At 72.3% G+C, this 25,207-nt stretch carries 23 protein-coding genes and 1 pseudogene; 9 read left to right on the top strand and 15 right to left on the bottom strand.

Going from position 1 to position 25,207, the window contains the following annotated elements:
- Positions 1–60: 60 nt before the first annotated feature.
- Entirely contained in the window at positions 61–900 is an 840-nt protein-coding gene (locus tag AC07A4_RS12900) for an SDR family oxidoreductase (protein ID WP_478596839.1), read from the top strand.
- An 82-nt stretch (positions 901–982) separates the two neighbouring features.
- Here AC07A4_RS12900 and AC07A4_RS12895 read toward each other — a convergent pair whose 3' ends face one another.
- The 4 genes and pseudogenes from AC07A4_RS12895 to AC07A4_RS12880 form a co-directional block, all read right to left on the bottom strand.
- Complete coding sequence (locus AC07A4_RS12895; RefSeq protein WP_478596836.1) at positions 983–1,888, bottom strand: geranyl diphosphate 2-C-methyltransferase; 906 nt, start codon at positions 1,886–1,888, stop codon at positions 983–985.
- A 14-nt stretch (positions 1,889–1,902) separates the two neighbouring features.
- Positions 1,903–3,177, bottom strand: a complete 1,275-nt coding sequence (locus AC07A4_RS12890; protein WP_478596833.1) for a family 2 encapsulin nanocompartment cargo protein terpene cyclase — start codon at positions 3,175–3,177, stop codon at positions 1,903–1,905.
- 139 nt (positions 3,178–3,316) lie between these two features.
- Positions 3,317–4,729 carry a family 2B encapsulin nanocompartment shell protein gene (locus AC07A4_RS12885; protein ID WP_478596831.1) on the bottom strand — a complete coding sequence of 471 codons (1,413 nt, stop codon included), beginning with the start codon at positions 4,727–4,729 and terminating at the stop codon, positions 3,317–3,319.
- 399 nt (positions 4,730–5,128) lie between these two features.
- Positions 5,129–5,290 (bottom strand): annotated as a pseudogene (locus AC07A4_RS12880) (TetR family transcriptional regulator); the annotation flags it as partial.
- A gap of 341 nt (positions 5,291–5,631) precedes the next feature.
- Between AC07A4_RS12880 and AC07A4_RS12875 the strand changes: the two are divergent.
- Positions 5,632–6,627 carry an alpha/beta hydrolase family protein gene (locus AC07A4_RS12875; protein WP_478596828.1) on the top strand — a complete coding sequence of 332 codons (996 nt, stop codon included), beginning with the start codon at positions 5,632–5,634 and terminating at the stop codon, positions 6,625–6,627.
- Positions 6,628–6,801: 174 nt separating this feature from the next.
- Positions 6,802–7,161: a class I SAM-dependent methyltransferase gene (locus AC07A4_RS12870; protein WP_478596826.1), complete on the top strand. Its 360-nt coding sequence runs from the start codon at positions 6,802–6,804 to the stop codon at positions 7,159–7,161.
- 648 nt (positions 7,162–7,809) lie between these two features.
- Here the strand turns inward: AC07A4_RS12870 and AC07A4_RS12865 are convergent.
- The 3 genes from AC07A4_RS12865 to AC07A4_RS12855 all read right to left on the bottom strand — a co-directional run bounded on the left by AC07A4_RS12865 (position 7,810) and on the right by AC07A4_RS12855 (position 11,492).
- A complete protein-coding gene (locus AC07A4_RS12865; protein WP_478596824.1) occupies positions 7,810–9,261 on the bottom strand; it encodes an FG-GAP-like repeat-containing protein in 1,452 nt (483 codons plus the stop codon).
- Positions 9,262–9,381: 120 nt separating this feature from the next.
- Positions 9,382–10,479 (bottom strand): GNAT family N-acetyltransferase, encoded by a 1,098-nt coding sequence (locus AC07A4_RS12860; protein WP_478596821.1) that lies wholly within the window; start codon positions 10,477–10,479, stop codon positions 9,382–9,384.
- Positions 10,480–10,874: 395 nt separating this feature from the next.
- Positions 10,875–11,492 (bottom strand): TetR-like C-terminal domain-containing protein, encoded by a 618-nt coding sequence (locus tag AC07A4_RS12855; RefSeq protein ID WP_478596820.1) that lies wholly within the window; start codon positions 11,490–11,492, stop codon positions 10,875–10,877.
- Between the two features lie 247 nt (positions 11,493–11,739).
- On the opposite strand from AC07A4_RS12855, the gene AC07A4_RS12850 reads away from it, so the two are divergent.
- The 4 genes from AC07A4_RS12850 (at position 11,740) to AC07A4_RS12835 (ending at position 15,555) form a co-directional block, all read left to right on the top strand.
- Positions 11,740–13,227, top strand: a complete 1,488-nt coding sequence (locus tag AC07A4_RS12850; protein ID WP_478596818.1) for an MFS transporter — start codon at positions 11,740–11,742, stop codon at positions 13,225–13,227.
- Positions 13,228–13,325: 98 nt separating this feature from the next.
- On the top strand, positions 13,326–14,114 hold the full coding sequence (locus AC07A4_RS12845) for an SDR family NAD(P)-dependent oxidoreductase (RefSeq protein ID WP_478596815.1): 789 nt from the start codon (positions 13,326–13,328) through the stop codon (positions 14,112–14,114).
- Positions 14,115–14,155: 41 nt separating this feature from the next.
- A complete protein-coding gene (locus AC07A4_RS12840) occupies positions 14,156–14,959 on the top strand; it encodes an alpha/beta hydrolase fold domain-containing protein (protein WP_478596813.1) in 804 nt (267 codons plus the stop codon).
- A 71-nt stretch (positions 14,960–15,030) separates the two neighbouring features.
- Positions 15,031–15,555, top strand: a complete 525-nt coding sequence (locus AC07A4_RS12835) for a hypothetical protein (RefSeq protein WP_478596811.1) — start codon at positions 15,031–15,033, stop codon at positions 15,553–15,555.
- Positions 15,556–15,576: 21 nt separating this feature from the next.
- Here the strand turns inward: AC07A4_RS12835 and AC07A4_RS12830 are convergent, their stop codons facing one another.
- The gene (locus tag AC07A4_RS12830) at positions 15,577–16,131 is read right to left on the bottom strand and encodes a TetR/AcrR family transcriptional regulator (RefSeq protein ID WP_478596808.1); all 555 of its coding nucleotides are present in this window, start codon (positions 16,129–16,131) and stop codon (positions 15,577–15,579) included.
- 242 nt (positions 16,132–16,373) lie between these two features.
- On the opposite strand from AC07A4_RS12830, the gene AC07A4_RS12825 reads away from it, so the two are divergent.
- On the top strand, positions 16,374–16,793 hold the full coding sequence (locus AC07A4_RS12825) for a DUF6463 family protein (RefSeq protein WP_478596806.1): 420 nt from the start codon (positions 16,374–16,376) through the stop codon (positions 16,791–16,793).
- 16 nt (positions 16,794–16,809) lie between these two features.
- Complete coding sequence (locus tag AC07A4_RS12820; RefSeq protein WP_478596804.1) at positions 16,810–17,433, top strand: DUF2867 domain-containing protein; 624 nt, start codon at positions 16,810–16,812, stop codon at positions 17,431–17,433.
- Between the two features lie 14 nt (positions 17,434–17,447).
- Here AC07A4_RS12820 and AC07A4_RS12815 read toward each other — a convergent pair whose 3' ends face one another.
- The 7 genes from AC07A4_RS12815 to AC07A4_RS12785 form a co-directional block, all read right to left on the bottom strand.
- The gene (locus tag AC07A4_RS12815) at positions 17,448–18,287 is read right to left on the bottom strand and encodes a hypothetical protein (protein ID WP_478596802.1); all 840 of its coding nucleotides are present in this window, start codon (positions 18,285–18,287) and stop codon (positions 17,448–17,450) included.
- Positions 18,288–18,397: 110 nt separating this feature from the next.
- Positions 18,398–19,378 (bottom strand): NAD(P)H-dependent flavin oxidoreductase, encoded by a 981-nt coding sequence (locus AC07A4_RS12810; protein WP_478596800.1) that lies wholly within the window; start codon positions 19,376–19,378, stop codon positions 18,398–18,400.
- Positions 19,379–19,425: 47 nt separating this feature from the next.
- The gene (locus AC07A4_RS12805) at positions 19,426–21,267 is read right to left on the bottom strand and encodes a serine/threonine-protein kinase (RefSeq protein ID WP_478596798.1); all 1,842 of its coding nucleotides are present in this window, start codon (positions 21,265–21,267) and stop codon (positions 19,426–19,428) included.
- A 243-nt stretch (positions 21,268–21,510) separates the two neighbouring features.
- Positions 21,511–22,278, bottom strand: a complete 768-nt coding sequence (locus AC07A4_RS12800; protein ID WP_478596796.1) for a methyltransferase domain-containing protein — start codon at positions 22,276–22,278, stop codon at positions 21,511–21,513.
- A 4-nt stretch (positions 22,279–22,282) separates the two neighbouring features.
- A complete protein-coding gene (locus AC07A4_RS12795) occupies positions 22,283–23,038 on the bottom strand; it encodes an SDR family oxidoreductase (protein ID WP_478597505.1) in 756 nt (251 codons plus the stop codon).
- The gene (locus tag AC07A4_RS12790) at positions 23,035–23,874 is read right to left on the bottom strand and encodes a TauD/TfdA family dioxygenase (protein WP_478596794.1); all 840 of its coding nucleotides are present in this window, start codon (positions 23,872–23,874) and stop codon (positions 23,035–23,037) included. The genes AC07A4_RS12795 and AC07A4_RS12790 overlap by 4 nt, the downstream gene beginning before the upstream one ends.
- 53 nt (positions 23,875–23,927) lie before the next feature.
- A complete protein-coding gene (locus AC07A4_RS12785; protein WP_478596791.1) occupies positions 23,928–25,184 on the bottom strand; it encodes an aspartate aminotransferase family protein in 1,257 nt (418 codons plus the stop codon).
- Between the last annotated feature and the right edge of the window lie 23 nt (positions 25,185–25,207).

Raw genomic sequence — 25,207 nt, 5'->3', positions numbered from 1 at the left:
CCCCACCTCCCGCCCTCACCCCTCCGCACCACCCCGCAACCAGCAGAGAGAACCACGCTCATGTTCCTGATCACCGGAGGCCGCGGCGCGGTCGCCACCCACCTGACCGCCCTGCTCCACCGCGACCGTCTCCCCGTGCGCGTCGGCTCCGCCAGCCCCGAACGGCTCGCCACGCCCGACGGGGTCGAGACGGTCCGCCTCGACCTGACCGACCCGGCCACCTTCCCCGCCGCCCTCGACGGCGTCAGCGCCGTCTTCCTGTACGCCGCTCCCGACCGCGTCACCGACTTCACCGCCCACGCCCACCGCGCCGGAGTCACCCACGTCGTACTGCTGTCCTCCTCCAGCGTCCTCGGCCCCGATCCCGCGAGCGACCCGCTCGCCAAGTCCCACCTCGACGTGGAGAACGCGCTGCTCGCCTCGCCGCTCACCACCACCATCCTGCGGCCGGGCTCCTTCGCCTCCAACGCGGGCGCCTGGGCCTGGGCCCTCAAGGCCGGACGCCCCGTCAGCCTGCCCTTCCCAGGCGCCCACAACGACCCCATCCACGAACGCGACATCGCCGAAGCCGCCCACGCCGCCCTCACCGACACCCGCCACCACGGCGGGACGTTCACCCTCACCGGCCCCGAGTCGCTCACCTTCGCCCAGCAGATCGACCAACTCGCCACCACCATCGGCGGCCCCATAGCGGTCCGCCACGTCACCCGCGAGGAGTGGAAGCGGGAGGCGGCCGACTACGTCCCCGCCGCCTACGCCGACGCCCTGCTGAACTGGTGGCAGTCCCACGACGGCGAGCCCGTCCCGCTCACCGACACCGTCGAGCACCTCACCGGCCACCCCGCACGCCCCTTCGCCACCTGGGCCGCCGACCACGCCGCCGACTTCACCACCGCCTGAGAATCCCGCGAAAGAGCGTGGGGGTGGGGCCCGCCGGACGACGGACCCCACCCCCACGCACGTACTCAGGCGCCGAGCCGGCTCAGACCCGGTCGGCGGCGATCAGGACGTACTGGAACGAGCCGTCCTTGTACGAGTTGATGAACGCCTCCTCAATGCCGGTGACCAGGGACGACGTCGCCCGCAGCTCCCAGTAGGGCAGGGTCGCCGGAGTCAGGTCGACGACGGCCTGCGGGACCAGGCGGTTGTCCGCCATGGCGCGCAGGTACTCCCGGCGCGAGTGGATGTTGCACTCGAAGTGCGCGTTGATCTGCGACACCCACTTCGACGGCTGGCCGTAGCGAGGGTTCCAGCAGCCGGTGATGGTCACATAACGGCCGCCTGACTTCAGCACGCGGGAGTGCTCGGCCATCAGGTCCTGCAGATCGACGTACATGCTCGACTCGTTGTTCCACGAGCCCGACGCCTGTCCCGTTTCGAAGGGCATGGCGAGCATGTTGCAGACGCGGGAGCGCACGGAGTCCTCGATGCCCAGTTCCAGGGCGCGCTGGTTGCCGAACTCGGCCTGCTTCGCCGACAGGGTCACCCCCTCGACCTTGCAGCCGAACCGCTGATGGGCCATCACCATCGAGCCGCCGCGGCCGCATCCCGCGTCCACGAGCAGGTCGTCACGGGTGATGTCGCCAAGGTGGTCCATGAGGGCCGAGGCCTGCGCCGACTCCAGGCGGTGGAGTTCGGCGATCAGGCGCTTCTCGTACTCGCTGTCCTGGGGGTCGCCCAAAGCGGCGGAGTCGATGTCACCGATGCCGTAGTGGTGGTGATAGAGGCCGTCGACGTCACCGAGGCGCAGATTGACGGGGCGCGCCTCGTGGTCCCAGTAGCGGGCGATGTCGCCCTGGTAGGGCGTCGCCGGGGAGGGGATGAACACGGACGGGCTCGCGGCGGTGCTCGGGGTGGTGCCGTTGGCGGTGATATCGGTGCTGGACATGGATAAGTCCCCCTTTACCAGAAGTCGGGAAGGCTGTAGCGGTAGGTGTTGGTCATGTGCCAGTAGTGGTTGCCGTCGAGCCAGACGGCCACGCCCCTCAGGAAGCGCAGTACGCGTGGGTCGGGGCAGGCCGCGGCCAGGTCAGCGGCCTCGGCCTCGAACTCGTGCATGAGCTCGTTGTGGACCTCGACCGCCTTGAGGTAGCCCTCCTGGTCGGAGACGCCCTCCCGTTCGGCGATCACCACGGGCAGGTTGAGGTGCTTGCCCGGGCTGTCGAGCTCCTTGGTGTACGAGTACAGGTCGTTGACGAGGGTCGTGGCGTTCCCGGCGAGCGCGATGACCCGCTGCATCGCGGGCTGGGCGTGCAGGTCCGCCGGGAGTTCATAGCCGCCGACGCTGTCGGTGATGGTGGGGCATGGGCGGAAGTTGTTGAACTGGCGCATCGCCAGGTACTCCCACACCTCCGGCACGTACTCCGTCTCGGTCCACGCCGCCTCCGCGAGGTAGCCCAGGTGCAGCCGGGCCATGTCGTGCCGGAACCGGTCGGCCTGGGAGGGCGTGGCCAGTTGGACGAAGTACTCCATGGCCGAGCGGTACGCGCGCCGGGGCGCGTCCGAGTGGAGCGACGCGGCCCAGGCCGGGGCGTACTCACCGGTCGTGTGCAGCGGGTCGAGGGCGGTGTGCGCGAGGAGCAGCCTTCCGCCCAGGCCGACCGGGGAGCCGCCGTGGTCCTCGCAGTAGCAGTCGTCGACCGCGTTCTCGGCGACCATCAGCCGGGCGGCGACCATCAGGTGGTCGACGGTGGGCGCGTCCGGGTGGCAGGCGACCATGTACCGGCCGATGGAGAACCCGTCGAACTGGTCCTCCCACTCCGGGGGATACGCCTCGACCTCGTCCACGGCCCATCTCTTGATCCGGCGGCTGACCTCCTCCACGCGCACCGGGTCGGGCTCCGGCACCGGGTGGAAATAGAGGCCTGGGATCGGCCTGCCCTCAGCCGGGGACGGCCGCTCGCACGGCTCCGGCTCTGGCTCAGGTGCCGACTCGGCCGTGGTCACGGGCACGGATGTCGGTACTGGTACTGGTCGTAGTGCTGATACGGGTGCAGGTACTGATGCGGGTACGTCCGGCAGGTGCTCCGGCGGCGCGGGCGGCTCCGCGCGGCGGGCGAGGCTCAGGCTGGCCGTGCCCAGGCCGCTGGGGCCGCGCAGGACGCGCGCCAGGGTGGAACCGGAGTCGACCCGCTCGGGCGGGCTCGGCAGCAGGGGGGAAGACCCGGAGTCGGGCATCCGTGGCTCCTAGATGAGAAGGGGTGAACCATCCCGGATCACCAGATCGCCGGATCGCCAGCTCACCGGAGGCCGGGTGGGCACGGCCGGACCGGGAGGGCGTGGGCTTTCGCAGCCGCGGGGCAGGTCCATGCGGAACCTAGGCGGGCCTGCGCGTGATCTGTACGTTCTCAAGCACGCCCAGCGCGTCGGGCACCAGGATGGCGGCGGAGTAGTACGCCGTCACCAGGTAGGACGTGATGGCCTGCTCGCTGATGCCCATGAAGCGCACCGACAGGCCCGGTTCGTACTCCTCCGGCAGGCCCGTCTGCCACAGGCCGATGACGCCCTGGTTGTCCTCGCCGAGCCGCATCGCGAGGATCGAGCTGGTGTTCTCCTTCGAGATCGGGATCTTGTTGCAGGGCAGGATCGGGACCCCGCGCCAGCCCAGGAACGGCTCGCCGTCGACGTCGACGTTCTCCGGGTAGACCCCCTGGGCGCTGAACTCGCGCCCGATCGCCGCGATCGTCCTGGGGTGGGCGAGGAAGAGCTTGGTGCCCCGGCGACGGCAGAGCAGTGCGTCCATGTCGTCCGGCGTGGGCGGTCCCGAGTGGGTCTGGATCCGCTGCTTCAGGGCGGCGTTGGGCAGCAGACCGAACTCGCGGTTGTTGATCAGCTCGTGCTCCTGGCGCTCGCGCAGCGCCTCGATGGTGAGCCGGAGCTGTTCCTCCGTCTGGTTCATCGGCCCGTTGTAGAGGTCGGTGACCCTGGTGTGGACCCGCAGGACGGTCTGGGCGATGGAGAGTTCGTACTCGCGCGGCTTGAGTTCGTAGTCCACGAACGTGCCCGGGAGCGCCGGTTCGCCCGTGTGGCCCGCCGACAGGGCGATCTCGGCTTCTCCGTGGCGGTTCTGCCGCTGGTGGGACAGGCTGCTGAACTGCTCGAGGTGCGCGCGCAGCTCCGGCGCCTGGGACACGACGGCGTCGAAGTCGGCGCGGGACAGGGTGAGTACGGTGCCCGCGGTCTCGGCGGTGGCGGTGGCGTCCCAGGTGGCGTCGGCGTCCAACAGGGCGTCCTCGCCGAACTGTTCGCCGTCGCTGACCACGCCGACGTCGACCTCCTCGCCGTACTTTCCGACGGAGGTCTGCTTGATGCGGCCATGGGCGATCAGGTGGATCTGCTCGGCGGGGGCGCCGCGCTCGACCAGCACCTCTCCGGCGCGGAAGTCGCGCTGCACGCAGCGGTCGGCGATCGCGCTCAGCACGTCGTCCGCTTCGAAGCCGCGCAGCAGGGCCAGTTCGCCGAGCTCGCGGGGGATGACGCGGAAGTCCGAGCCGTCCTGGACGAACTCGATGATTCCGTCACCGACGGTGTACGTCAGGCGGCGGTTCACCCGGTAGGTGCCGCCCTTGGTCTCCACCCAGGGGAGCTTGCGCAGCAGCCAGCGGGAGGTGATCTCCTGCATCTGCGGGGCGGACTTGGTCGTGGTGGCGAGGTTGCGGGCGGCCGACGTGCTCAGGCTGGTGCGCGGCTGCGGCTCTACCCGCGCCTCCGGGTCCGCGTCAACGCTCATCGGTCAGGATCTCCTTGATAAGGGCAGCGGCCAGCACACCTGTGCATACCGGCACTTAACGGGTGAAAGAGAAAGTCTTCGCTAATAGGGAAAGTCGGCGCTAATAACGTTGAATCCGTCCAGAACTTCATGGAACAGTAACGTCCGGTGCGCCCCCTCCACCCCCGGAAGCCGGGGGATTTACCTCGATGCGGTGAGGTTGTCGGGTCAGGTGTTTGACGCACTGGATGTCGGTATTCAGCCAGCACCGATCATGCGTGCCATGGCAGGGAAACGCCCCCACCCGCCTGCGGTTTTCCCTTGTCTCCCCGTTCGCCCGCCCGGTCTCGGGTGCCCCTTCGGTCCACTGGAGAGAACAGAAGTGGCCCCGGAATCAGCTGCCTTGGTGCGGTGAGGTCCCTACGCCTTGCGCAGTCCCGCGATGACGAGGGCGACGAGGCGGCGCGCGTCGTAGCGGGGGTCGCTGTCGGCGCCGACGCAGAGGTTCCCGATGCCGCGCAGGGGCGGATAGGCGTCGAGGCCGGAGCGGATCTCGCCGGAGGCGGCGGCCGCGTCCAGGAGGGTCTGCTGATTGCGCCGGGCGTCCTTGCGCTGGGGCCTGGCTGAACTGCCGGGGGTCTGGCCGCTGTCGTTCAACGCGGCGCTCCTTCTGTGGCCGGTGGCCGGTGGCCGGTCTTGTGAAACGGAACAGTGTTCCGTATCGTCATCGTAGTCGTAACGGAACAGCGTTCCGTTTTGCTCATTCTGGCAGACCTGGAAGCAGTAACCCAGGCCACTGTCACGACCACGTGCCACACGGACGGAAGAACGCGCGCCCGTCCGCGCCCGGCGCCCCGCGGCGGCCCATTCCGCCGCCGCTACCTCACCCCAGAGTGCGAAGGCACTGAAGGGAAGACACCCTGATGTCTGACTCGAACACCGCGACCACGCCTGCGACGGCGACCACGCGGACGGCCGCGGCCGTCCTGAACAACGCGAACGCCACGGGCGCACCCGGCGTGGTGGTTTCCGCGAAGCCGGTCGTGCTGCCCGCCCCGGGCCGCGGCGAGGACCTCCAGGTCCGCGTGTCCGCGCCCGCGACCGGCGGCGATCCGTCCGGCCTGCCCGTCATCGTGTTCTCGCACGGCTTCGGCTGGTCGATGAACGGCTACGCCCCGCTGGCGGACTACTGGGCCGCCCACGGCTTCGTGGTCATCCAGCCCACGCACCTCGACTCCAGGACGCTCGCCCTGCCCGCCGAGGATCCCCGTACGCCCCGGATCTGGCGCTTCCGCGTGGAGGACCTCATCCGCGTCCTGGACGAACTCGACACCCTGGAAGCCGCCTTGCCGGGCCTCGCCGGGCGCCTGGACCGTGACCGCGTCGCCGTGGCGGGCCACTCCTGGGGAGCCCAGACGGCGAGCACGCTCCTTGGCGCGCGCGTCCTCGACGCCGACGGCGTACCCGGCGAGGACATGTCCGACTCCCGCGTCACGGCGGGTGTGCTGCTCGCCCTGCCCGGCCTGGGCGACACCCTCACCCCGTTCGCCGCCGAGCATCTCCCTTTCATGAGGCCGTCCTTCGCCACCATGACCGCGCCCGCCCTCATCGTCGCCGGGGACAACGACGACTCCGCGCTGTCCACGCGCGGACCCGACTGGTTCACCGACCCCTACACCCACAGCCCGGGAAGCAAGAGCCTGCTCACCCTGTTCGAGGCCGAGCACTCGCTCGGCGGCATCCCCGGCTACGAGGTCGCCGAGACGACCGACGAGAACCCCGCCCGTGTCACCCTGATCCAACAACTCACCACGGTGTACCTGCGCAGCACCCTCCACCCCGGGGACACCGGCTGGAAGACGGCGACCACCGTCCTGGAAGACGACAAGCACCCGCTGGGGATGGTGCGCAGCAAGTAGCAGTCGGTGCCGCCGCATGCTTTCCAGCAGCGCCCTCCGGCGGTTGTTCGACAGAACGGCCGGTCGCCTCTGACCGCATCGGCGGTGCGAGAGGAGGCGACCGCGCGCGAGACGGCCGCCACGTGATGCCGTGGAATCCTTGCCGCGGCCGCTGCCACCGACATCAAGGGCGATGTGGCGTGGACACGGGCCGACCTCACCAGCACGCCACCCCCAACGGGCGCCTTCGACCTGGTATCCATCCAGTACTTCCCACTCCGGCGCGGACCGGGCCACGCGGCGCTGCGCGGCCTGCTGGACGCTGTCGCCCCCGGCGGCACGCTGCTCTTCGCCACCCACGCCCTGCCCGACCGGGCCCCGCGCCAGGAGCAGGGCCCCGACTTCGCCGATTACTACCGGCCCGACGACATCGCCCAACTCCTCGACCCCACCTGGGACGTCCTGATCAACGAGACCCGCCCCCGCGCCGCCCCGGCCCCCGTCGGCACCCGCCACACCCACGACACGGTCCTACGCGCACTACGCCTGCCGTGAGCCACCTGCCGCGCTCCCCGTCGACGAAGTCCCGCTGACGCACCGACAACCAGATCCGGCGCGACTTCGTCGACGGGGCGCACAGCAGTAGCTCCGGCTACGCAGGCACACGGGGGGCCGGGGCGCTGCCGCACCACGGCGGCTGACAGAAGGCCGGGGAGACAGTCCGCGCTCGGGCCTGCGGCATCGTTCCGCAGGTCGGTGGCATGCAAGCGGGAGCCTCGTTGCCGCACTGTGGCGGCACGCACTCAAGCTGATCGCTGCCCTTCTCCGTTCGGTCCGCGGGTGTCTGAACCGGCCGGTTCGAAGCTTCCCACGGCAGAGCCCGAGTCGGGGCCGCGCTGGCGGTTCCCACCCCCACAGCAAGAACCGAGATCACGACCAAGCTGACGCTGGCGACGCGCTGACTGATGTGACGCATGGGGTCCTCCTCAGAACCGACGTGCTGTCTCACTCGCTCAGACGCCCCTCCTAGCGCTCGACGTTGCGCGCTGACACAGCCGTTGGCGAAGGAGAACCTGCAGATCCAGCTGGCGGTACTGGTGAGGTGAGCGGGATTTGCCAGAGTCCCTCAACTGACGCGCCCCAGGGTCCATGCTGCCGAAGAGGCGAGCGAGGGCCCTGGGGCCTTGCGTGTCCGTGGGCCGGTCAGCGGGCGAGTGTGCCGAACTCGGTGCCGGGCCAGGGGACCTGGGTGGTGGTCGGGGGCTTGATCACGCGGGTGGGGGTGGTTCCGGCGAGCTTGCCGTTCTTCGTGCCGACCGACCACACCTGCGAGGTGTTCGCCCGGACCGGCAGGGCGATCTCGGGCTGCTTGTCGCCGTTGAGGTCCGTGGTCTTGAGGACGTGGGGGATGCGGTAGACGCCGGTGGGGCGGGGCAGGCCGGGGGCGTTGTAGGCGGAGAACGCGGCCCCGGTGCCGGTCACGCCCCTGGCCGAGCCCTTGAGCACGTACAGGCTGCCCCCGCTGATGTAGCAGTGCTCGCAGGTGGCGTGGCGCTCGCCGGGGGCGCCGACGACCAGGTCCGCGTAGCCGTCCCGGTCGAGGTCGGCGGCGGTGACGTCGGAGCCGAAGCTGTCCCCGGCCTCCACGCCGCCGGGGACGCCGGTGCTGTCCTCGGTGAGCACGTTGGTGGCGCGGTTCTCGTCCACACCGCCGGAGGCGCCGTAGCTGATCTGGACGCGGCCCGCGTGGCGTTCGGAGTCCATGACGTACGCCGAGTCGCCCACCGCGATGTCGCCGTACCCGTCCTTGTCGAAGTCGGCGATCACGGCGCTGTTGCCGCCGCGGACGGTGGCCGGGGTCTGCCGCAGCCCGGAGGCGCCGCCGAGCAGCACCCGGCCCCGCCGACGCTCCTCGCCGAGCACCACGAGGTCGTCGGCGGCGCCCTTGTTGACGCGGCCCACGGCCAGCCGCTTCTGGGCGTCCGCGTAGGTGAACGCGGCGCCCACGTTCACCGACTTCACGGCGGCGGGCGAGCCGTCCGCCTTGAAGGGCCCCTGGTACAGGCGGAGGGCCGTGGAGTAGCCGACGACCAGGTCGGCCTTCCCGTCCCCGGTGAAGTCACCGGCCTTCAGCACCGCGCCGAAACCGGGCCCGGCCTGGCCGCCCGGCAGCAGGACGCCGCCCTTGAGGCCGGTGGGGCTGCCCCACAGCAGGGTGACCTCGTCACCGGCGCCGGAGCGCGAGGCGACGGCGAGGTCCGCGTAGCCGTCGGCGTTGAAGTCGCCATTGGCCAGCGTCCGGCCGAACCGCTGGTCCTGCGCGGCGTCGCCCGGCACGCCGGTGCTGTTCTGAGTGACGGCCTTCAGCCCGGTCTTCTGGGCGCCGTGCTTCGCACCGTACGAGACGGTGACGTAACCGGCGCCGAGCGCCCGGACGGGCTCCTGGCCCTGGCCGGGAACGTTCACCGCGCCGTCCGGCGCGCCGATCGCGAGATCGTGGTAGCCGTCGCCGTTGAAGTCGTCGGCGTACCGGCTGGGCGCGGGACCCGCCGCGGCTGCCGGGGTCTGGGCGGAGACCAGCAGGCCCCCGGTGACAGCCAGGACCGTCGTGGCCCCCGCGACGGTCCCGACCGCGTGACGGAGGTGGCGACCCACGTCCGTGCTCCTCATACGTCCCCCACAAGATTCCGATGGATAGCACCTCCAAGACCCCCGACGTGCGCGAACGGTTGTGCGGATCTTCGTGCGGCCTGCGCTGGGCGCGAGGCCGTGGGGTCATGCCGTGTCCCGCTGCGCCCGCAGCGCTCCCACGGCCTTGAGGGTGCGCAGCGCCGCGTTCTTCAGGGCGGGGCGGTCACGCACCAGGCGGTGGGCGGCCCGCAGCGGCTCCCGGCGCAGCCAGTGCAGGGCGGCGCCGGGGCCGGTCGTGCGGAGGGCCCCTTCGTGGACGAGGAGGTCACCCGTCTTGAAGGAGTTCTTGTACGCGGCGTCGCCCCTGCCGAAGTCGAAGAGGCGGATGCCGGAGTCGGCGGCCGCCTCGATCATGCGCAGATACAGGATGCGGCCGGGGGAGTAGGTGGCGAGCGCACGGTCGTAGGAGGGGAACCAGCAGGAGAACACCGTGCGGGAACGCAGGCCGAAGTGGGCGGCGACGGGTTGGTCGCCCGCGTACAGCACGGAGAGGATGCCGGAGCAGTCGGGTGCGGTGGACGCCGCGAGCCGTTCCACGAGGCCGGCGATCCAGGGCTGGGCGAAGGGGTCCCGGCGGCCGGTGCGGCGGTAGTGCGCGGACTTCCACGCGATGAGCGTGCGCAGAGCGGCGCGGTTCCGCTCGTCGTGGACGTAGCGCAGCGGGCCGACGTCGCGGCTCATGCGGCGCTCCTGGGCGCGCGTCGTCTTCAGGAAGCCGCGCGCGTGGGTGCGCAGATGGGTCTCGTACGCCGTGAAGCCCTCGGTGAGGTCGATGACGGGTGAGGCGAACTGGCCGGTGGTGTAGGGCTGGAAGAGCTCCTGGCCGCTTTCGAGGTGGTTGAACTCCCAGGAGTTCAGGGAACAGGCGCGCATCAGGTGGTCGGGGTCCAGGCTCAGGTCGGGGTGCAGGACCGCGCCCTGGCAGTCGGAGACGCCGAGGCCGACGGCCTGGCCGTGGCCCCACCGGCTCCGCTGGTAGGGGAAGTAGCCGAGCGTGGCTCTGCCGTGGCGCAGGATCGCCACACGGGTGTCGTTCCGCGTGCGGCCGACGGCCCGGCTGAACTCCGCGCTCATGAAGGGGTTGGTCGTCGCCGTGTTCGTGGCCCGTAGGTCGTTCCACAGGCCGAGGTCCGTGGAGGTCAGGTCGTCCGGGTGCACGATGTCGATGCGTGGGGTGGCCATGGTGGTCCTGTCTTGCGGGGCGAGTGCGGCCGGCGTGCGCAGCCGTTTGCCGGGATAACGCCGAACCTCGACACAGGCAACCGGCACTGTGGGGAGTGGGTGATCGGGGGCCGGCCGGGTGGCACGCCATCCGGCCAGCGCGACGGATTCCCGGTCACCACCGCTCGCTCGGCCACGCCGACCGTGAGCCCGGTGGCTACGGTGTCAGGACGATCCGGTCGAAGCCCTCGCCCGCGTCCATCTTCCGGTGGGCCAGTACGGCCTACGGCGTCGCCCGCCACCCAGGCCGTGGCCTCCCGGCGGTTCGCTGCCTATGTGATCCAGGCGTTCGAGGCCCGCCCCGAGGCCGCCCCGCTGCCGGCACCGGCCCGGTTGTCGTAGTTACGGGCGTTCCGCTACTTCGGTGACAGCGCCCAGACCCCCGCTCGCGCCGCCGTCGCCGCGGCCCGTGCGGCCGCGTCGGCGTCGGCGCTGGTCGGGGTGCGCCCCGTGTTGAGGAGGGCGTAGTACAGCGGAGCCGAGACGGCGGCGATGACGGCGTGCGGATCGGTGTCGGCGGGCAGTTCGCCGCGGGTGACCGCGTCGCGGACGCAGCCCGACCACTCCTCGATGCGCACCTCGTAGAAGCGGTGCAGGGCCTGCGCGGCCTGGTCGTTGCAGAGGGACGCGGCGATCAGCGCCTTGAAGAGCCGGCCCTGCCGGGGGTCGGCGAGGGTCTTGGCGACCAGGCGGGCGTTCGCCCGGAGGTCCTCGTCCAGGCTGCCGGTGTCGGCCCGCGGCAGCGACTGCTCGGCCATGTCGGCCAGCAGGTCGGCGGCGAGCGCGGCGGGGGTGCCCCAGCGGCGGTACACCGTGGTCTTGCCGACGCCCGCGCGGCCCGCGATGTCGGTGAGGTCGAGCGCCTCGAACCCGTCGGCGGCCAGCGCGTCTCCGGCCTCCCGCAGGACGGCTTCGCGTACGCGGGCGGTGCGTCCGCCGGGGCGGACGGTGCCGGGGGCCGGGGTGGCAGGCATGGGTCCCCTCCTAGGGGTGTCGAGCGGTGCTTCACGATGCCACACACCATCCTATCGGGACTCCTGTTCCTTTACTGCGTTCGGCGTGCTAGCTTCGTGGTCGTAACGGAACGGCAGACCCATTAGGGTGCGTCGCTCCGAGGTTCCCCTGTCCTGCCCCGGCGTCCTGGTGTCCCGGCATCCCCGGCACCCGGCGCCCCGGGTGCTTCCCCGCCTCGCCGCGGTGAAGCCGAAAGGAAGTTCCGCCATGCCCGCAACGAAGTCCCCGGTGCGCCCGGCTCCGCGCCACACCACCGCCACCACTACCGCCGCCGCTCCTCCGGCTCAACCCCAGCGCCTGACCGGTGAGTTGAAGCTCGTCCTCGCCGTCCTGCTGGTCGCCCAGTTCATGCTGGCCGTCGACTTCTCGATCCTGAACGTCGCCCTGCCCGCCATCGGCGACGGCCTCGGCTTCTCGCTCTCCAACCTGCAGTGGATCGCCACCACCTTCGCCCTCAGCGCGGCGGGCTTCACCCTCTTCTTCGGCCGCATCGGCGACCTCATCGGCCGAAAGAAGATCTTCATCGGCAGCCTGGCCCTGCTGGGCCTCGCCTCACTCGTGGGCGGTCTCGCCACCAGCCCGGAGGTGCTGCTCGCCGCCCGCGTCGCCCAGGGCCTCGCGACGGCCGCCGCGACGCCGGCCGGGCTCGCCCTGCTCACCACCGCCTTCCCCGAAGGGCCCCTGCGCCAGAAGGCGCTGGGCATCAACGGCGCCCTGATGTCCGCCGGGTTCACCGCGGGCGCGATCCTCGGCGGCGTCCTGACCGACCTGCTCTCCTGGCGCTGGGCCTTCTTCGTCAACGTCCCCGTCGCCCTGGCCGTGATCCTGGTCGCGCCGCGGGTCATCAAGGAGTCCAGGCCCGCCGTCCGGCCGAAGCTGGACCTGCCCGGCGCCCTGACCGTCACCCTCGGTCTGCTCGCCCTGGTCTACGGCCTCACCCAGGCCGGTGAACACGGCTGGACGCACCTCCACGCCCTGACCGGCCTCGCCGCGGGAGCCGCCCTGCTCGTCGCGTTCTTCCTCATCGAGCGCAAGGTCGCCGAGCCCCTCGTCCCGCTGAAGACGCTGGGCCGTCGCAACGTCGCCTGGGGCAATGTCCTTGGCCTGCTCGCCTTCGTCACCGAGACCTCGCTGGTCTACCTCCTCACCCTCTACCTCCAGAAGACCCTCGGCTTCACCCCGCTCGCCGCCGGGATCTCCTTCGGCGTCCTCGGCATCGGCACCGTCGTCGGCGGACTCGCCGCCCCCAAGGTGATCGCCCGCTACTCGACGCTGACCGCCCTGGTCGCGGGCGGCGTCATCCAGACCGTGTTCACCGCCGCCCTCCTCTTCCTCGGTACGACGACGGGCGCCTCCCTCGCGCTGCTCCTGCCCGCCACCTTCTTCGGCGGCGTCGGCAACATGCTCGTCATCGTCGGCTTCATGGTGACCGCCACCAGCGGCCTCCCCGACACGGAACAAGGGCTCGCCACCGGGCTCGCCTCGATGGCACAGCAGGTCGGCATCACCATGGGCACCCCGGTCATGTCCGCCGTCGTCACCGCGAGCACCGCGGGCGCGGCCACGGCCTCCGCCGTCCACCACGGCGTCACCGTCGCCATCGCCGTCAACGCCGGGCTCGTCCTCCTCGGGGTGGTGTTCGCGGCCGTGTTCCTCCGGGCGAAGCGGGGTGCGGGGCGCCCGGTGCAGTCCTGACGTACGTCCGTACTTCGTACGGCTCTCAGGCCCGGACGCCGGGCTCCCCGCCCCCAGACCGCGCAGCCCTCCCCTTCCCGCACCCCAAGGAGCACCCCATGGACCTCCAGCTCACCGACAAGGTCATCGTCGTCACCGGCGCCACCAGCGGCATCGGCCACGCCACCGCGCACCTGCTCGCCGCGGAGGGCGCCCACGTCGTCGCCGTCGCCCGCGGTGCCACCGCCCCCGACACCCTGCCCGCCACGGCCGACTTCGTCCGCGCCGACCTCACCGACCCCGAGGCCGCCGAGCGGATCGTGGAGCACGTACGCGGTGTCCACGGACGCCTGGACGGCCTTGTCAACAACGCCGCCGCCCTGACCTCCCAGCCGTCCTTCGCCGCCATCGACGACGACCAGTGGCACACCACCTTCGCACTCAACCTGCACGCCCCCGTGCGCCTCACCCGCGCCGCGCTGCCCCTGCTCCAGGCCAACCCGCACGGCGCGAGCATCGTGCACGTGGCCAGCGAGGCCGCCCGCCTGCCCGACGCCACCATCGCCGACTACGCCGCCTCCAAGGCCGCCGTGCTCTCCGTCTCCAAGTCCCTCGCCACCAGCCTCGGCGCCGTTGGCATCCGCTCCAACGTGGTCTCGCCCGGCCCCACCCGCACCGCCCTCTTCGACGCCCCCGGCGGCTTCGCCGCACAACTCGCCGAACGCTTCTCCCTCCCCGCCGACCAGGCCGTCGACCACTTCATCCGCGAAGAGCGCCGCCTGCCCACCGGCCGCATCGGCACCCCCGAACAGGTCGCCGACCTGATCGCCTACCTCCTCTCCCCGCGCGCCTCCCAGGTCACCGGGGCCGAGTGGAACGTCGACGGCGGAGCGCTGCGCCAGCTGTGACCGCCGCCGCACCCAGCGACACCGAGAGGATCTCTCCCGTCATGAACACGAGCAGCGCCGTCCTCGACGGCGAGGTCACATGGCAGCACCTGACCGTCCCGGCAGCGAGCCCCGTCCCCGTCCGCGTGTACGAGCCAGGACCCCGGCCCGGCGGCTGGCTGGTCTGGGCGCACGGCGGGAGCTGGAGTTACGGATCCGCCGCCGCATGGCACCCGGTCACCCACCGCCTGGCCGCCCTGACCGGCTGGAACGTCGTGAGCGTCGACTACCGGCTCGCTCCCGCGCACCGCCACCCGGCCGCGCTCGAGGACGTCCTGGCCGTACTGGACTGGGTGCGGGAGCGAGGCGGTGCCGAGGCCCGGACGGCCGTCGGCGGGGACAGCGCGGGCGCCACCCTGGCCGCGAGCGCGGCCCTCGTCCAACGCGACCGCGGACACCGCCTGGACGCCCAAATCCTGGCCTACCCGCCCCTCGACCCGGCCTGCGACGCCCCCAGTTACCGGCGGGACCCGGCCGCCTTCCCGCAGCCCGGCGTGTTGCGCGGGGCCTGGCGCACCTGGCGCGGCACCGGCCCCGCCACCGCCGTCGCGGCCGACGGCACCGCCCTGTACAGCAGCCCGCTCGACGCCCCCGACGCGCACGGCCTGGCGCCCGCCGTGCTCGCCGTCGGCGCCCTGGACCCCGTCGCCGACGACGTCCTCGCCTACGCCGAGCGCCTCAAGGCCGCCGCCGTCCCCGTCCGCCTCGTCCACGCACCCGGCACCGGGCACGCCGACGTCCTCCATCCCCGCAGCCGCCTCCTGCCCGGCCTGGCCGACGCCGTACGGCACCTGCCCCTGGCCTGAACGGCATCCGGCCCTCTCCGCGGACCGCCCCCGAACGGTCACCCTCAACCAACAGCACGGAGGCCACTCCCATGACCACCACCCCGGCCGCCACCACCCCGCCCGCTCCCATCGAAGCCCTCGTCCGCCACTTCACCGACCTGCGCGAAGGCACCCACGCCGGGCACGTCGAACGCTCCGCCAAGGAAGCCGTCTTCGCCACGACGACCGAACTGCTCGACGCCCCCGCCCGCCAGGCCCTCGCCGAGTTCGACACCCATCTGCTGCTCGGCACCGGCACCCTCCACGCCACCGGCCCGCGCCGCGACGAACACGGCGGCAGCTACGCCACCTGGAGCCTGACCTGGCCCGAACAGCGGCGCGCGGGCATCGCCGCCCTCGCCCTCCACGCCCACTTCGGCGCCGGCTTCCTCCACCCCCACCTGCGCGGCACCACCGTCGCCGAATGGCCCCTCAACGTCTTCACCCCGGACCAGGCCGCCGAACTGCTCCCCACCCTCCGCGCCATCGTCGCCGCCGACCTCCACAACCTCGTCTTCCAGCGGGACTGGCGCATCGTCCCCGCCCTGGACGCAACCGCCGTGCCCCGGCGATGACTTCGCCTGCCAGGCGGCCCGTCAGCGCCGCTCGGCCAGCGCGGTGATGCCCGCCGCCGCGGCGGTGGCGAGGTCGGTGACCATCGCGTCGTCGACGGGCAGATTGAGGATGTACAGGGCGGAGGCCAGGGATCCGAGCAGCAGCAGGTGGGCCATCGCGGGGTCGACGGGCCCGGCCAACTCGCCGCGGGCCACGGCCTGTTCGATGATGTCGGCGAAGCAGGCCTGCTCGGCAGCCAGGAAGGTGTCCGTGAACCGGGCGTCCAGTTCGGGATTGACGGCGATCTCACTGATCAGGGCCGGTGCCAGCTGACGGGCCGTCGGCGTGGCCATCCGGACGTGAAAGGCGCGCACCAGCGCCAGCAGGTCCCCGCGCAACGAGCCGGTGCCGGTCAGCGGAGGCAGCTGCTCTTCGTACATGGTGGCGGTGAACGCCATCTCGGCCTTGGAGGCGTAACGGCGGTAGATCGCCGCCTTGCCCACCCCCGCGCGCGCCGCGACCTGGTCGACGGTCAGCGCCGGATAGCCCACTTCGTCGATCAGCTCACGGGTGGTCCGCAGCACTTTCTCGTCCACGCGACTGTCCCGGGGGCGCCCGCCCCGTTGCTTTCTCGCTGTCATGCCTGCATTATACGGAACTAGAGTATCGAAACTATAGTATCGAAACCGGCGGTATCGCAGCGATGCTTTCGGAGGTTGCTGGTTCCCGTCCGGCTATCGGTGACAGGAGCGATATGAGCAGCGACGAGGGGCGGAGAACGCAGACAACCCAGAGAGCGCAGAGAGCGCAGAGAACTGGGAGAACTGGGAGAACTCAGATGATCAAGTGGGCTGGCTGGATCATCACGTTCTGCGGAACCGCGCACACGACCGGCGCCCTGACGGTGGAGCAGGCCGCACGCCACGCGGAAACGTGGTTCAGCGGCGGACTGTGGAGCGAGGACCTGGCCGAAATGAGCCCGGCGGGCAGCGCGTACTTCTTGAGCCTGGACAGCTTCGGTGTGCCGCTCGTCCTGGTCGGCCTGACGGTGCTGTGGCTGGACCGCCGCGGCATCACCCCGCCGGTGTTCATCGCCTGGACGCTGGGGGCCTGGACCGTCGTCGACGCCGTGGTCCTGCCGTTCACGCCCTGGCCGCTCTTCCTGCTCGCGTGTGTCCTGCTGCTGGTCGGGGCCCGCCGCGACCACCCCGCGCCCACGGCTGGGCGTCCCGAGCGTGACCACGCGCCGCGCCACTGACGGGAGGCACGTCGCCATGAGAATGCCCAACAGCGCGCACACGGATCAGCCGTGGCGCATTCATGAGATCGCCGCCGACTTCACTCTCGAGGACGTGTGGGCGCTGCCGACACCCGGCGGCCCGGACGACTTCGAGCGGTTCGTACGGATGGGTGAGCGGATCGCCGGTGAGGACCACCGGCCGACGGACGGCTGGGCGTGGCCCGCGCGCGCTCTGTGGGACCTGCGCTGGCGGCTCGGGCGGCTGCTGGCCTGGGACCGGCCGGAACACGACCTCGGCGCGCGGGTGCCGAGCCTCCGGGACCGGCTTCCGGCCGATCTGCGCGACGGCCCGGTCGCACCGGTGCCCCACGGGACGCCCTTCCGGCCGGTCTACCTCACGCACAACGAGATGACCTGGGAACTGTCCAACAAGACCGTGCACTGCCTCTCCCACTACGGCTGGGTCCCCGACGGCTCGGGGGGCTATCGGGCGCAGATGGCCGCGCTGGTCAAACCCAACGGACCGTTTGGGCGGGCCTACATGGCCGGGGTCCGGCCCCTTCGCCATCTGGTCGTCTATCCGCAGCTGATGCGCCAGACCGCCCGCAGATGGCAGGCCACCCCGCCCGGCCCCGCCACCGTCACCGAGCCTGAATGAGTCACCGGGTTCGCCTAGTTCTTGGCCCTGCGCTCCCGGCGCCGGTCGATGATCTCGTGGATCTGGAAACCGGCCAGCAGCACGGCGGCACCGCCCCCGACGAAGCTCATCCACGGCCCCCACTGCTCGGGGAAGGACCTCCCGGACGCCACCGCGGCGGAGCCGCTGTCCCGGGCGGGTGCCGGTGAGGGGCCGGGCGAGCCCGCCTGGCTCGCGGACGGCGAGAGCGACGGGCTGGGCGGAGGACTGGGCGGAGGACTGGGGGTCGGGCTGTTGGCGGGGGTGAGCGTCGAGCCGGGAGTCGGGCTGAGCGTCGAGCCGGGAGAGGGTTTCGAGGCCGGGGCGGAAGACGGGGAAGACGGCTCAGCTGTCGGCTTGGACGACGGGGCGATCGACGGCCTGGTCGACGGCTTGAGCGACGCTCCGGACGACGGCTTGAGCGACGTCCCGGACGACGGCTTCGGAGGCGGTGACGGCTGCTGGGACGCCGCCACCGGTCCCGGCCTCCGCGTCCCCTTCGCGTCCTCCACGTAGTGGGGCACGGCGAAGTGGGCTCCGACCGCGACCGCCGCGAGCACGAGCCACAAGGCGGCCCATCCGGGCTCGCCGTCCTCGGCCATGAAGACACAGGCGGTGAGGAAGAGAGCCGCCGCGGGCCACGCTCCGCCGAACGCCGCCTCCTGCCACGTCAGGGGCCAGTCATGGAAGACGTACCAGCCTCCGGCGGCGAGGAGCAGCAGCACGAGGAGCCCACCGAAGGGATGCCCCTCGTCGAACAGCGCGAGCGTCCCCAGGAGCGTGATCCCGGCCCCCAGGCACACGACTCCGAATACCAGCCACTCCACCCACCCCATGCGCCCTCCCCATGGGCGCGGGCCCGCCTGACCGCGGACCGTGTCCTTGAAGGACGCTCCGTACGGCAAGGGAGTTCCGATCCAGCCACGCCGCGCGCACGGCCGTCACGTTAGCCTCCCCGTCGGACTCCGCGACAGGCCCGCGCCAGCGCGTCCTCGGCCTGGGCTGCCAGGGTCGTGACGAGGTCCGCCGCGGACGGCAGGCCGGTGATGAGGTCGACGCCCTCGCCCGCCCAGAGCGGCAGCGGCGGAATCGCGCCCCGCGCCACGTCGTCCTGATAGTCCTGGCGGGCCTGGGAGTCGGCGGCCAGTTCGCCCTCCCGGCCGCGCCAGCGGTCGAGGTAGGGGTGGCCGAGCGTGCGGGCGGTGTACTGGGTGGGCCAGCTCGAGCCGCGGGCGATGTCCCACACGCCGCTGCGTTCGGTGTCCTGGCCGCGCCCTTCGACGAGGGCCTTGCCGACGGCAGGGTCGACCAGGGCTTCGGCCGTGGCCTGGAAGCGGGTGCCGATGACCGCTCCGGCCGCCCCCAGCGCAAGCACCGCGGCGACCCCGCGGCCGTCGGCGATCCCACCGGCCCCCAGGACCGGCACCGGCGCCGCGAGGTCCACCACGAGCGGCACGAACGGCAGTGTGGAGCGGCCGCGACGGGCGCCGTGGCCGCCGCTCTCGGTGCCCTGCGCCACGACGACATCGGCGCCCACGTCCAGGGCCCGTCTGGCCTCGTCCAGATCGGTGACCTGGACGATCAGCGCGGCATCCGACGACCGCCGGATCCGCTCGACGAACGGACTCGGGTCACCGAAGGACAGCATCACGGCCGCCGGGCCGAACTCCAGCGCCCGCTCCACCGCCCCGGCATCGACCGCCCAGGCCAGAAAGCCCACACCCCACGGCCGGTCGGTGCCCTCCGCGACGATCGGCAGCTCCCGCTCCAGCCAGCGCCGATCCCCGAACGCGCCCCCCAGCAGCCCGAGCCCGCCCGCCCGGGAGACGGCCGCGGCCAGCGCGCCCCCGGCCGAACCGCCCATCGGCGCCGACACGATCGGATGCCGTACGCCCAGCGACTCCGTCAACTCCGTGGACAACGCCATGGCCGCATCATCGCGCGCGCCGACGACCGGGTCACGGGCCGAGGCGGCTACCGCGGCCGGTAGCGGAAGTTCGAGAAGGTGGCACGGGCGTCGGTGCTCTTCCAGAAGACCGTGAGGCCGATGTAGCTGGTGGTCGGGTGCACCGCGGTGCTGCGCAGTGAGCTGGACTCGCCGCCGTTCGCCCGGACGGAGAACGTGACCGCGCGCTCCGTCACTTCGGCCGTGAGGCGGAAGGGCTCGCCGCCGGTGGGAAGGCCTCGCTCCGCGCGGTCGTACTCGGCCCCGTCGAGGACCTTGACCAGGCCGAACTTGCCCGCGGTGCCGGCGCCCGAACACACCGCGAGCTCTTCGAAGGTCGTTCCCGTGGCATTGGTGTGGGTGGCGAATCCGGCACAGGCCCCCTCGGCGGTGGGGTCCGTCTCGGTCAGATCGGTGATGTCGACCGTGAGCGTGTAGCGGGACGGGAACGACTCGTCGCTGAGGCGGAATTGGAGCTCCGCGTTGTTCTCGGCGATGCGGCCGTTGGAGGCCCGGAGCTTGCGGATCGTGGTGCCGCCGGTGGAGCAGGACGAGGTGCCGCCCACCTTCCGCCAGGAGAGCGCGGGGCTGGCGCCCTCGCAGCCGGGCTGTGGGAAGGAGTGGGTTCGCGGGCGGTCCGACCAGGGCCATCGCTCCATCAGGTACAGGCCGGACAGGGTGGCGACGAGGAGCAGGGCCGCGCCCAGAGCGCCGGGAAGCAGGATGCGGCGGCGGCTCGGCGTACGGGGCGGGCCGGGGGCGGCGGCCGGGACGGGCTGGCCTTGGCTCTCGGTCGGAGCCTGGTGGCTGTGCGTGGGGGCCCGGTGCGCGCCGGGCTCGGCCGGACTCGTGGGAGACGGCGGTGGGGCGGGGCCGCGGACGGACTCGGTGGACGACTGGGGCGGTACGGGGGTGGAGGGCGAGGCGGGAGGGGTGGAGGCGGGCGGGGTGGTGGGCAGGGCGCTCACGGCGTGTTCGCGGAGGAGGCGGGCGACCCGGTCTGGCATCCAGTCGGGCTCCGAGAGGAGCAGGGTGGCGGCGGCCACGTCCCCGTCCGCGCCGCGCGCGAGGGTCAACTGGTCGAGCAGGCAAGCCACGGCGGGCCGCCGGTCGGGGCGTTTGGCGAGGCAGGCGGCCACCACGGCGCGGAGTTCGGGCGGCACGGCGGACAGGTCGGGCTCTTCGTGGACGGCGCGGTAGTGCAGGGCGTGCGGGACACCGGAGCCGAACGGACCGCTGCCGGTGGCGGCGTACGCCAGGACCGCGCCGAGGGAGAACACGTCGCTGGCCGGTCCGACGAGGCGGCCGGTGAGCTGCTCGGGGGACATGAAGCCGGGGGTGCCGATCGCCATGCCGGTATGCGTCAACGCGGTGGCCTCGCCCGCGACGGAGATCCCGAAGTCGATCACCCGGGGGCCGTCGACGGCGAGGAGCACGTTGGACGGCTTGAGGTCGCGGTGGACGATGCCCGCCGCGTGAATGGCCTCCAGGGCCTCGGCGAGCCCGGCGCCGAGCGCGAGGACCGGCCGGGCGGGCCAGGGCCCGTGTCCGGCGACCGCCTCCTCCAAGGAGACACCGGGCACGTAGACGGTGGCCAGCCAGGGCGGGGAGCCCTCAGGGTCGGCGTCGACCACACCGGCGGTGAAGGCCCCGCTGACCCGCCGGGCGGCGGCCACCTCCCGGGCGAAGCGCCGCCGGAAGCCGGCGTCTTCGGCCAGCTCCGGGCGCACCACCTTCACCGCGAACAGCCGACGCCCCGGCGAACGCGCCAGATACACCCGGCCCATGCCCCCGGCGCCGAGCCGGGCCACCGTCCGGTAGCGCCCCACCCGCCGCGGATCCTCCGGTTCCAGCGCCTCGAACACCGCCACGCCGCGCCCCCTCACCCCGGTGTGCGGCTCCCCGAATCCACCCCGAAGCCACCGCCATGGATGCCGCCCGCTCCCCGTACGCGGCCGCCCCTCCAGCGACCCGCCCCCGCGTCACCGGTCGCCGATGGTCCTCGGCACCATCCCGTCACCGCAGCCGTACGGCTGTGTGTTCACCCGTACGAGGGATACGGCGGGCCGGCGGCCGGGGCGGCCTCGTGCGTCACCCCGGCCACTGGCCCCGGCTCACGCCTCGCTGGCCTGCAAGGCGGTCGGCCGATCCCCGAGGTGGCGCCAGCGCACCGGGTCGTGCGCGTCGGCGTCGCCGCGGGCGGTGGGCAGCGGGCCCGGGGTCGTGCAGTCGAGGGTGAGGACCTCGTCGCCGCCCGGCTGGAACGCGTAGTCGACCCGGTCGAGCCGCGACGGCACGCCCAGGGTGTCCAGCGTGGCGCGCAGCCGGTCGAGCGCCGCGTAGCGGTGGTCGCTGGTGTGCAGCACCACGGGGAACAGCCGCACTTCGCGGCGTGCCACCCGTACCAGCTCGATCAGGGCGCTCAGGTGGAACTGCTCGCTCAGCTGCGCCCCGTAGGAGAACAGCAGATGCGAGCTGAGGACGAGGTCGAAGGAGCGGTCGGCGAAGGGGAGGTGAGGCAGCGCGCCCGCGACGTAGTGGTCCGGGCGGGCCGCGATGTCGGCGGTGAAGGCGCGGGCCGACGCGGCCCGCAGCCGGGTGAAGCGCTCGGGGCCGCCGAACCAGTCCCACACGAAACGCTCCGCGTTGGCGGCCACGTACGCGTGCTTGTGCTCGATCTCGCGCAGCGCGAGCGTGCCGAGCTGGCCCCGGTCGGGGCCGTACTGCGGATCGACGGCGAACGCCTCGATGCCGCGCGCCCCGGCCTCGGCCACGAAGCTCGCGGCCCCGCCGGGGCAGTCGAGGACGCGCAGGGCGAGGTCGTCGTCCGAGAGCGCGAACATCGCCCGGTACTCGTCGAAGGAGCGGGCACTGACCAGCATCGCGTCACCCCCTGCCGATGTAGGGCATCGTCGTGGGCAGCACCGTCAGGGACTGCACGTTGGTGTCGAGCGGCATCGACGCCATCAGCACGAGGGCCTCGGTGAAGCGGGCCACCGGAATGGTCGCCTCGACGGCCAGCGAGCCGTCGCCCTGCCTGGAGGGCGGCTGCGGGCTTCCGTCCACCGGCGTCACGTTGCCCACGTCGATCTGTCCGCAGGCGATGCGGTACGGACGGCCGTCCAGGGACAGGCCCCGGGTGATGCCGAGCACCGCGTGCTTGGCCGTGGTGTAGGCGACGGCGTGGGGGCGCGGCGCGTAGGCGGACGGCGCGCCGTTGTTGATGATGCGGCCGCCCTGCGGCGACTGGTCGCGCATCACGCGGAACGCCTCCTGGGAGCAGAGGAACGTGCCGGTGACCGTGGTCGCCATGATCTGGTTCCAGTCGTCGACGGCCACCTCCCCGACCGGCTTGCGGGGCACCACCGCGCCCGCGTTGTTGAACAGCAGGTCAAGGCGGCCGAAGTGGTCGACGACCGTGCGGAACAGCGCCGCGACCTGGTCGGGGTCGCTGATGTCGGTGGGCACCGCGAGCACCCGGTCCGCACCGGCGCCCGACAGGGCCGCGGTCTCCTCAAGGGCCTCCTTGCGCCGCCCGGCGAGCGCGAGCGACCAGCCCTGGTCGAGCAGGGCGAGCGCGGCGGCCCGGCCGAGGCCGCTGCCGCCGCCGGTGACGACGCCGATCCTGCCGTCGCCGCTCATCGCTCGTTCATCCAAGCGCGCAGGATGCGCCGGGACGTGGGGCCCGGCACGTCCACGTACGGGGAACGGCCGTGCAGCACACGGCTGTTGCGGATCATCAGCAGATCGCCCGCGCCGAGCTGGAGCCCGAAGGCGATCTCCGGGCGGTAGAGGACCTCGTCCAGGTAGTCGAGTGCCTCCAGACGCTGGGCGTCGAGCTCCGCGGACGCCCGTACCGTACGGGTCTGGTAGTAGCAGCCGATCGTGCCGTCGTCCTGGGTGAACAGGATCGGCGTGACGACGATCTGCTGGCCCGCGCGGCCGGTGCGGTCGAAGCGCCACTCCTGCTGCAGCAGGGCGAGGACGTCGGGGCGTTCGCGGGCGATGATGTCGTACACGTGCCGCGCGCTGGCCAGCTTGGTGGTGCCGCCGCCGTCCGCCGCGGGCGTCAGACACAGCAGCACGAGCAGGTCGCAGGTGTCGCAGTGGAAGCCGAGCTCGGTGGCGCCGTCACCGTCGCGGTCGCGCAGGATGGTCCACAGGTCGCCCTGCGCGTTCTGCGGAATGGCCCCGCCGACCTCGTCGAGGACGCGGGACAGGCTGGTGATGAGGTCGGCGTCGGAGGCGTCCGGGGAGATGACGTTGCGTACGTTCACGAACCCCACGGCGTCCAGGCTGGCGCCGATGAAGTCGCGCACGCCGGTGTACGCCTGCTCGCCCGCGCCCCAGTGCCCGGCCAGCGAGTCCGGCCACAGCAGCCGCCGGTCGTCGTCGGAGACCGACAGCGACCACACGTCGCGTGCGGACTCCAGATACTCGCTGGTCCAGCCGATGTCGTCGATGGTGGTTCCGGTCATGGCGTGATCAGTCCTTTCGGAAGGCGTACGGGGCATGCGTCCACGCGAGGCCGTCACCGCACCGCCGCGGCGACGGCGTCGGACCACAGGGCCAACGCCTCGTCGATCTGCTCGGCGGTGACGACGAGCGCCGGGATCATCCGTACGGCGTTGCCGTGCACCCCGCAGGTCAGCAGGAGCAGGCCCCGCTCGGCGGCGGCCTGCTGGACACCGCGGGCCAGGGCGGCGTCGGGGGAGCCGTCGGGGCGGCGGAACTCGCTGGCCAGCATCAGGCCCGTGCCCCGCACGTCGACGATGGCCGGCACGTCGGCGGCGGTCTTGCGCAGCCCGTCCGCGAGGCGGCGGCCCTGCTCGGCGGCGTTCTCCACCAGGCCCTCGTCGCGGATGACGTCGAGGGTGGCGAGGGCTGCGGCGCAGGCCACGGCGTTGCCGCCGTAGGTCCCGCCCTGCGACCCCGGCCAGGCCCGGCCCATCAGCTCCACCGGCGCGGCGATCGCCGACAGCGGGAAGCCGCTGGCCAGACCCTTGGCGGTGATGAGGATGTCCGGCGCGACGCCCGGGGAGTGCTGGTGGGCCCAGAACTGGCCGGTCCGGCCGAAGCCGCTCTGGATCTCGTCGAGGACCAGCAGGATCCCGTGCCGGTCCGCACGCTCGCGAAGGCCCGCGAGGAAGCCCGGAGGCGCGGGCACGTAGCCGCCTTCGCCGAGGACCGGTTCGACGAACATCGCGGCGGTCTCTTCGGGCGCGCTCACCGTGGCGAGGACCTGGTCGAGGCCGTGCAGCGCGTGCTCGACGGCCGCCTCCTCGCTCAGGCCGAGCCCGAAGGCGTGCGGGAACGGCGCCACCGCGACGCCGGGCATCAGCGGGCCGATCCCGGCGCGGAAGCGGGTGCCCGCCGTGCTCATCGCCGCCGCGCCCATGGTCCGCCCGTGGAAGGAGCCGTCGAACACGATCACGTTCTGGCGGCCGGTGGCCTGCCGGGCGAGCCGCAGGGCCGCCTCCACCGCCTCGCTGCCCGAGTTCAGGTAGAACAGCGAGTCCAGGCCGTCGGGCAGCACGTCCCCCAGGCGCTCGGTCAGCGTGAGCAGCTGGTCGTGCATCACGGTCGTGTACTGGCCGTGGATCAGCTGCCCCGCCTGCCGCCGTACGGCCTCGACCACCCGGGGGTGGCAGTGGCCGGTGTTGGTCACGCCGACACCGGCGGTGAAGTCCAGATAGCGCCGGTCGTCGGCGTCGTACAGGTACATCCCCTCGCCACGGGTGGCGACCACGGGCGTGGCCTGCTTGAGCATGGGGGAGAGCTGGGGCATCGCGTCACTTCCTAGAGGGTTGG

The sequence above is a fragment of the Streptomyces sp. NPDC043996 genome (assembly GCF_056435225.1).
The sequence above is the reverse complement of the archived record's forward strand: the minus strand, read 5'-3'. Positions and strand labels throughout refer to the sequence as shown.

What these genes read in the sequence shown, in the direction of transcription:
- AC07A4_RS12840 (WP_478596813.1), top strand. Translation starts at nt 14,156, where the DNA reads ATGAACACGAGCAGCGCCGTCCTCGACGGCGAGGTCACATGGCAGCAC.
- AC07A4_RS12800 (WP_478596796.1), bottom strand. Translation starts at nt 22,278, where the DNA reads ATGCTGGTCAGTGCCCGCTCCTTCGACGAGTACCGGGCGATGTTCGCG.
- AC07A4_RS12835 (WP_478596811.1), top strand. Translation starts at nt 15,031, where the DNA reads ATGACCACCACCCCGGCCGCCACCACCCCGCCCGCTCCCATCGAAGCC.
- AC07A4_RS12875 (WP_478596828.1), top strand. Translation starts at nt 5,632, where the DNA reads ATGTCTGACTCGAACACCGCGACCACGCCTGCGACGGCGACCACGCGG.
- AC07A4_RS12885 (WP_478596831.1), bottom strand. Translation starts at nt 4,729, where the DNA reads ATGAGCGTTGACGCGGACCCGGAGGCGCGGGTAGAGCCGCAGCCGCGC.
- AC07A4_RS12895 (WP_478596836.1), bottom strand. Translation starts at nt 1,888, where the DNA reads ATGTCCAGCACCGATATCACCGCCAACGGCACCACCCCGAGCACCGCC.
- AC07A4_RS12795 (WP_478597505.1), bottom strand. Translation starts at nt 23,038, where the DNA reads ATGAGCGGCGACGGCAGGATCGGCGTCGTCACCGGCGGCGGCAGCGGC.
- AC07A4_RS12790 (WP_478596794.1), bottom strand. Translation starts at nt 23,874, where the DNA reads ATGACCGGAACCACCATCGACGACATCGGCTGGACCAGCGAGTATCTG.
- AC07A4_RS12810 (WP_478596800.1), bottom strand. Translation starts at nt 19,378, where the DNA reads ATGGCGTTGTCCACGGAGTTGACGGAGTCGCTGGGCGTACGGCATCCG.
- AC07A4_RS12815 (WP_478596802.1), bottom strand. Translation starts at nt 18,287, where the DNA reads ATGGGGTGGGTGGAGTGGCTGGTATTCGGAGTCGTGTGCCTGGGGGCC.
- AC07A4_RS12850 (WP_478596818.1), top strand. Translation starts at nt 11,740, where the DNA reads ATGCCCGCAACGAAGTCCCCGGTGCGCCCGGCTCCGCGCCACACCACC.
- AC07A4_RS12890 (WP_478596833.1), bottom strand. Translation starts at nt 3,177, where the DNA reads ATGCCCGACTCCGGGTCTTCCCCCCTGCTGCCGAGCCCGCCCGAGCGG.
- AC07A4_RS12900 (WP_478596839.1), top strand. Translation starts at nt 61, where the DNA reads ATGTTCCTGATCACCGGAGGCCGCGGCGCGGTCGCCACCCACCTGACC.
- AC07A4_RS12785 (WP_478596791.1), bottom strand. Translation starts at nt 25,184, where the DNA reads ATGCCCCAGCTCTCCCCCATGCTCAAGCAGGCCACGCCCGTGGTCGCC.
- AC07A4_RS12860 (WP_478596821.1), bottom strand. Translation starts at nt 10,479, where the DNA reads ATGGCCACCCCACGCATCGACATCGTGCACCCGGACGACCTGACCTCC.
- AC07A4_RS12855 (WP_478596820.1), bottom strand. Translation starts at nt 11,492, where the DNA reads ATGCCTGCCACCCCGGCCCCCGGCACCGTCCGCCCCGGCGGACGCACC.
- AC07A4_RS12845 (WP_478596815.1), top strand. Translation starts at nt 13,326, where the DNA reads ATGGACCTCCAGCTCACCGACAAGGTCATCGTCGTCACCGGCGCCACC.
- AC07A4_RS12820 (WP_478596804.1), top strand. Translation starts at nt 16,810, where the DNA reads ATGAGAATGCCCAACAGCGCGCACACGGATCAGCCGTGGCGCATTCAT.
- AC07A4_RS12825 (WP_478596806.1), top strand. Translation starts at nt 16,374, where the DNA reads ATGATCAAGTGGGCTGGCTGGATCATCACGTTCTGCGGAACCGCGCAC.